The organism is Bradyrhizobium sp. MI1.10, from assembly GCF_055811035.1.
The window spans coordinates 1-5565 of record NZ_JBVVPN010000044.1 but is presented as its reverse complement, the minus strand read 5'-3'; the positions used below and the strand labels follow the sequence as shown (position 1 = coordinate 5565).

The window sequence follows — 5565 nt, the reverse complement described above, 5'->3', positions numbered from 1 at the left end:
CCCCCCCCCCCCCCCCCCCCCCCCCCCCCCCCCCCCCCCCCCCCCCCCCGCCCGCGCCGCGCCCCCCCCCCCCCCCACCCCCCCCCCCCCCGGCCGGGGGGGGGGGCGGGGCCCCCCCCCCCCCCCCCCCCCCACGATGCGGCGCCTTCCTTGACTCCCCTCCCCACCCCGCCCACAACCGGCGCAAACAAAGGGAGGCACCATGTTCAACGATCTGTTCTCGCTCAAAGGCCGCGTCGCACTGGTGACCGGCGGTTCGCGCGGCATCGGCAAGATGATCGCGGCGGGATTTCTCAGCGCAGGGGCCGCGAAGGTCTATATCACCGCGCGCAAGGCCGGGCCTTGCGAAGCCACCGCGAACGAGCTGTCAGGCCGATATGACGGTGAGTGCATCGCGCTGCCGATCGACATCTCGACCGTCGACGGCTGCGACAGGCTCGCTGGCGAAATCATCAAGCTGGAGCCGAAGCTCGACATCCTCGTCAACAATGCAGGGGCTGCCTGGGGCGCGGAGTTCGACGAATTCCCCGAAAGCGGCTGGGACAAGGTGATGGACCTCAACGTCAAGTCGCTGTTCTTCCTGACCAAGGCGCTGGCCAAGCCGCTGCGCGCGGCGGCTTCGCATGAGCGGCCCGCCAAGGTCATCAACATCGCCTCGGTTGACGGCATCTTCGTCAATCCCGGCGAGACCTACTCCTATGCCGCGAGCAAGGCCGCGGTGATCCATTTGACGCGGCGCATGGCGACGAAACTGATCAAGGACAACATCAATGTCACCGCGATCGCGCCCGGCGCGTTCAAGTCCGACATGAACCGGGCTGCGCGCGACCATTCGGAGGATGTCGCCAAGCGCATTCCGGCGCGGCGGATCGGAACCGACGAGGACATGGCCGGCGTGGCGATCTATCTCGCCTCGCGCGCGGGTGACTACGTGGTCGGCAACACCATCGCGGTGGATGGCGGCGTGGTGTACGCGAACGCGGGGCTGGAGATCGCGGGGTAGGGGCTCGAGCCCGCCGCGCGGACAGTGCGCTCCCTCGCCCCGTTCTTACGGGGAGAGGGTTGGGGTGAGGGGCTCTCTCCGCGCGTGAGATTGTCGCCGCACCTGTACCCCCTCACCCGGATCGCAAGAGCGATCCGACCTCTCCCCGCAAGCGGGGGGTGAAGAAGACACTTACGACTCGATCCTCACATACTCGAAATCGCCGGGCTTGTTGTCGATGCCGACTTTCGGTGGCGAGATCCAGGAGGCGAACTGGCCGGTCTCGGTGACGGGCTGCATCAGCGAGGTGATGAAGTCGCCGTCCGCGGTCGACGGCAGCCATTCGTCCTTGCGCCGGGCCCAATTTGCGTCGTCGATCAACAGACCATCCGGCGTCGCGTGGATGCCCTTGAACTCGCCGATATGGCGATGGAAGGCGACGTTGGGCAGCTTGAGCTGAAACTGGTAGCCCGCGGTCGAGATCACCTTGTTCCAGCGCAGCATGCCCTTGACGCAATCCTGGCTGTAGTCGTCGCGCAGGCGCATGTTGAGCGCGGTGAGCGCCGGCTCGTCCACCAGCTTGATCTCGCCGTCGATGAACTTCAGCACCGGATAGGTGGCGTTCTTGAGCTGATGATCGTCGTCGATCTGGGTCTCGTGATAGCGGCCCTTGATGCCGGTGTTGAAGGCGTTCGCCGCGTTGGTGGAGACTTCCGAGCCAAACAGATCGAGCGACAGCGTATAGTGCAGGTTCAGCTTCTTCTGGATAGTCGGCAGGTCGATCACGCCGAGCGCGCGGACCTTCGCGATGTCGGTGGGATCGGTGATGCCGGCTTCGCGCATCGCATCGCAGGTGCGCTGCACGACGCGGGTGATGCCGGTCTCGCCGACGAACATGTGGTGCGCTTCTTCCGTCAGCATGAAGCGGCAGGTGCGTGACAAGGGATCGAAGCCGGACTGCGCCAGCGAATGCAGCTGCATCTTGCCGTCGCGGTCGGTGAAATAGGTGAACATGAAGAAGGACAGCCAGTCCGGGGTCGCCTCGTTGAAGGCGCCCAGCATGCGCGGCGAGTCAGCGTCACCCGAGCGGCGGCGCAACAAATCGTCAGCCTCTTCACGTCCGTCGCGCCCGAAGTACTTCTGCAGCAGGTACACCATCGCCCAGAGGTGACGGCCTTCCTCGACATTGACCTGGAACAGATTGCGCATGTCGTACAGCGAGGGCGCGGTCTTGCCGAGGTGGCGCTGCTGCTCCACGGAGGCAGGCTCGGTGTCGCCCTGGATCACGATCAGACGGCGCAGCATGGCGCGATATTCACCCGGGACTTCCTGCCAGGCCGGCTCGCCAAAATGCTCGCCGAACGGCACGACCCGGTTCTCTTCCTGGGGAGCAAGGAGAATGCCCCAGCGATACTCGGGCATCCGCACGTAATCGAACTTGGCCCAGCCGCGCGGATCGACCGAATAGGCGGTGCGCAAGTACACCAGCGATTCCTGGAAGCCTTCCGGCCCCATGTCTTTCCACCAGTCCATGTAGCCGGGATGCCAGCCCTCCAGCGCTTTGAGCACTTGGCGGTCTTCGGCGAGATTGACGTTGTTCGGAATCTTGGTCGAGTAGTCGACGTTCATGATGTTCATGTTCATGGCCGTGCTCCTTGGTCTGTCTTCTGTCCCGGACCCTGCGCAGCGCGAAGCGGTGCGCTGCAGAGCCGGGACCCATTGTTCGGTCCACATGGGTCCCGGTTCTGCGCAGCGTCACCATAGCGCGTTGAAGACGCGCGTTGCGCTTTTGGTGCCGCAGCGCGCCCGGGACACGAGAATCGTTACACCCGCGTCATATCGAATTTCGGCTTCTGGCCGCTGCCGTAGCGGCGCAGCGCGCCTTCCTCGCCGACCGCGTTCGGGCGCTGGAAGATCCAGTTCTGCCACGCGGTGAGGCGCGAGAAGATTTTCGATTCCATCGTCTCGGGGCCGACGAAGCGAAGGCTCGCTTCCATGCCGGTGAGGCTGTCGGGCGAGAAGCTGGCGCGCTCTTCCAGGAACACGCGAACTTCATCATCCCAGTCGATGTCGTCGAGCGCGAAGGTGACGAGGCCGAGCTCTTCGGCCTGCTCGGCGTCCAGCGCCGTTCCCATCGTGGCTTCCGCGCGTTCCACATCGGACGGATCGGCCTGGAAGCGCGACTGAAGCCGCGTCAGGCCATGACTCATCGGATACGGGCCAAAATTCATCGCTGACAGTTCGATCGACGGCGGCGGGCGGTTGTCGCCCTGGCGCGTGCCGATCAGCATGTAGGAGCGGTCGGCGGCGAAGACGAGCTCGGCGAGCGTGCCGGCAAAGCAGGAGCCGGGCTCGACCAGCGTTACCAGCGTCCGCGAGGTGACGTCGATGCGCTTCAAGACACGCTTCCAGTAGTGCCTGATTTCGTTGACCAGCCAGTGCGCCTTGTTGGCTTCGAGGAAGGCGTCGCAGGCGAGCACATGGGCGCGGTCGCCATGGCTTTTGAACACCAGCATGGCGATCTCGAGCTCGTTGATGCGCAGATGCAGGATGGCGTCGTCGAGTTCGCGCGCGACCTGAAGCGGCCAGAACGCGACACCCTGCGCCATCATGCCGTCGATGTCGGCGGGCGGCGCGGCTTCAGGCGCCTTGATCGAGATCGTGGCGATCCGCGCCGCGCGGTCGATATCGACCGTGACAAAGCCGTAGCGGATGCTGGTCTCGTCGATGATGCGCTTGAGCGGCGTCAGCGCGATGCCCTTGCCGCTGCCCTTGCGCTTCGAGCTGTCGGCGAATTCCCTCGCGCGCTCGGCAACCTTGCCTTCGAGCTTGCTGTTCGGCGCGATCTCGTCGACCAGGCGCCATTGCACGGCGCGCTTGCCCTTCACGCCTTCTTCGATGGTGCAGAAGAAATCAGCGTGATCGCGGCGCACCTTGCGCTTGTCGACCACACGGGTGAGGCCGCCGGTGCCCGGCAGCACCGCGAGCAGCGGCACTTCGGGCAGGGCAACGGCCGATGCGCCATCGTCGGCGAGCATGATGTAGTCGGTGGCGAGCGCGAGCTCATAGCCACCGCCGGCGGCCGAGCCGTTCACGACGGTGATGAAGCGCTGGCCGGAATTCTCCGACGAGTCTTCCATGCCATTGCGGGTCTCGTTGGTGAACTTGCAGAAATTGACCTTGTGGGCATGGGTCGAGCCCGCGAGCATGCGGATGTTGGCGCCGGCGCAGAACACCCTGTTCTTGGCCGAGCGCATCACCACGACCTTCACCTCGGGGTGCTCGAAGCGCAGGCGCTGAACCGCGTCGGCAAGCTCGATGTCGACGCCGAGATCGTAGGAATTGAGCTTGAGCAGATAGCCCTCGAACAGGCCGCCATTCTCGTCGACGTCCATGGTCAGAGTGGCGACGTCACCGTCGACCGCGAGCTTCCAGTGCCGGTAGCGGGACGGCTCGGTCTGGAAATCGATGAATGTCGCGCCGCCTGAGAGGCGTCGATCTTCCCCGGCCATGGGCCACCCTTGAGTTCGTTTTGATTTTACCGTTAGATGCACAATAATGCATATTATTGCGCGCGTCTAGTCCTTAACGGCTCCCACATGCATTTTGTTGCATGTCTTCTCGCAGGGCCGCTGCAGCAAATTGCTCAATCGCGTCAAGGGTCGCTCCCGGCGCCTCGCGATGCGGAGAATGCGCCGCGTCTGACATGACTTTCAAATCGACCGGGCAATAGCATTCTTGCTGCGCGATCTCAGCCTGACGCAGCGTCCCGTATTGGTCGTCCACGCCTTGAAGGACCAGCACCGGAACGCGGATATAGGCGAGAGATTCCGAGATATCCCAGTCGCGGAATTTCGGATCGAGCCAGGCGGCGTTCCAGCCATAGAAGGCGTTGTCGACCTCCTTGTGCCAGCGCGCGAGCTTTGACTTGAGATCGGTGGTCTCAAAGGCGGTCTTGATCGCGGCGATGGATTTCACCGAGATGTCCTCGACGATAAAATGCGGCGCGATCAGCACCAGGCCGCTCAGGCGATGATCCTGATGCGCGCCGGCGTAGATGGTCGCGATCGAGGCGCCGTCGGAATGGCCGAGCAGCAGGCCGCGCTTGAAGGCAATCGCATCGAGGATCTTCGGCAGCACGTCCAGCGCCTCGCGCTGCATGTAGTCAAGCGGCCGCGGCAACGTCACCGGGCTCGATTGGCCATAGCCTGCACGCGAATAGACGAAGATGCCGGCGGAGGTGGCCTGCTGGAGCTTTTCCGGGAAGTCACCCCATAGGCCGACGGAGCCGAGGCCTTCGTGCAGCATGACGATGGTGGGTGAATCGGCGGATTGCGGCGCCAGCCATTTGTATTCGAGGCTGGCGCCATCGATGCTGAGAAAGCCGGTGGAGGCGAGATTGGTCATGTTCTGTCGCTCTTCTTCGCACGGACTTGGAACGAGACGCGGCCGCTGGTTCAGTCGTTCCCTCCCCCTTGTGGGGGGAGGGCTAGGGAGAGGGGTGCCACACGGGGATTCCGGGCGTGACGAAGAACATCTGGCGCGTGACGACGAACACCGCTTCCTGGGCCACCCCTCTCCCT

Annotated in this window: 4 protein-coding genes; 1 reads left to right on the top strand and 3 read right to left on the bottom strand. The window is 64.3% G+C overall.

Annotation, left to right across the window (positions count from 1 at the left end; genetic code table 11):
• The first annotated feature begins 202 nt into the window (after nt 1–202).
• On the top strand, nt 203–1003 hold the full coding sequence (locus AC0L3K_RS32635) for an SDR family oxidoreductase (RefSeq protein WP_007597897.1): 801 nt from the start codon (nt 203–205) through the stop codon (nt 1001–1003).
• Nucleotides 1004–1174: 171 nt separating this feature from the next.
• On the opposite strand, the gene boxB is transcribed toward AC0L3K_RS32635, so the two are convergent.
• From boxB to AC0L3K_RS32620, 3 genes are all read right to left on the bottom strand, one after another.
• Nucleotides 1175–2626, bottom strand: a complete 1452-nt coding sequence (gene boxB, locus AC0L3K_RS32630) for a benzoyl-CoA 2,3-epoxidase subunit BoxB (RefSeq protein ID WP_473308063.1) — start codon at nt 2624–2626, stop codon at nt 1175–1177.
• Nucleotides 2627–2805: 179 nt separating this feature from the next.
• Nucleotides 2806–4494 (bottom strand): 2,3-epoxybenzoyl-CoA dihydrolase, encoded by a 1689-nt coding sequence (gene boxC / locus AC0L3K_RS32625; RefSeq protein WP_007597902.1) that lies wholly within the window; start codon nt 4492–4494, stop codon nt 2806–2808.
• Between the two features lie 73 nt (nt 4495–4567).
• Nucleotides 4568–5389: an alpha/beta fold hydrolase gene (locus AC0L3K_RS32620; protein ID WP_354200153.1), complete on the bottom strand. Its 822-nt coding sequence runs from the start codon at nt 5387–5389 to the stop codon at nt 4568–4570.
• Between the last annotated feature and the right edge of the window lie 176 nt (nt 5390–5565).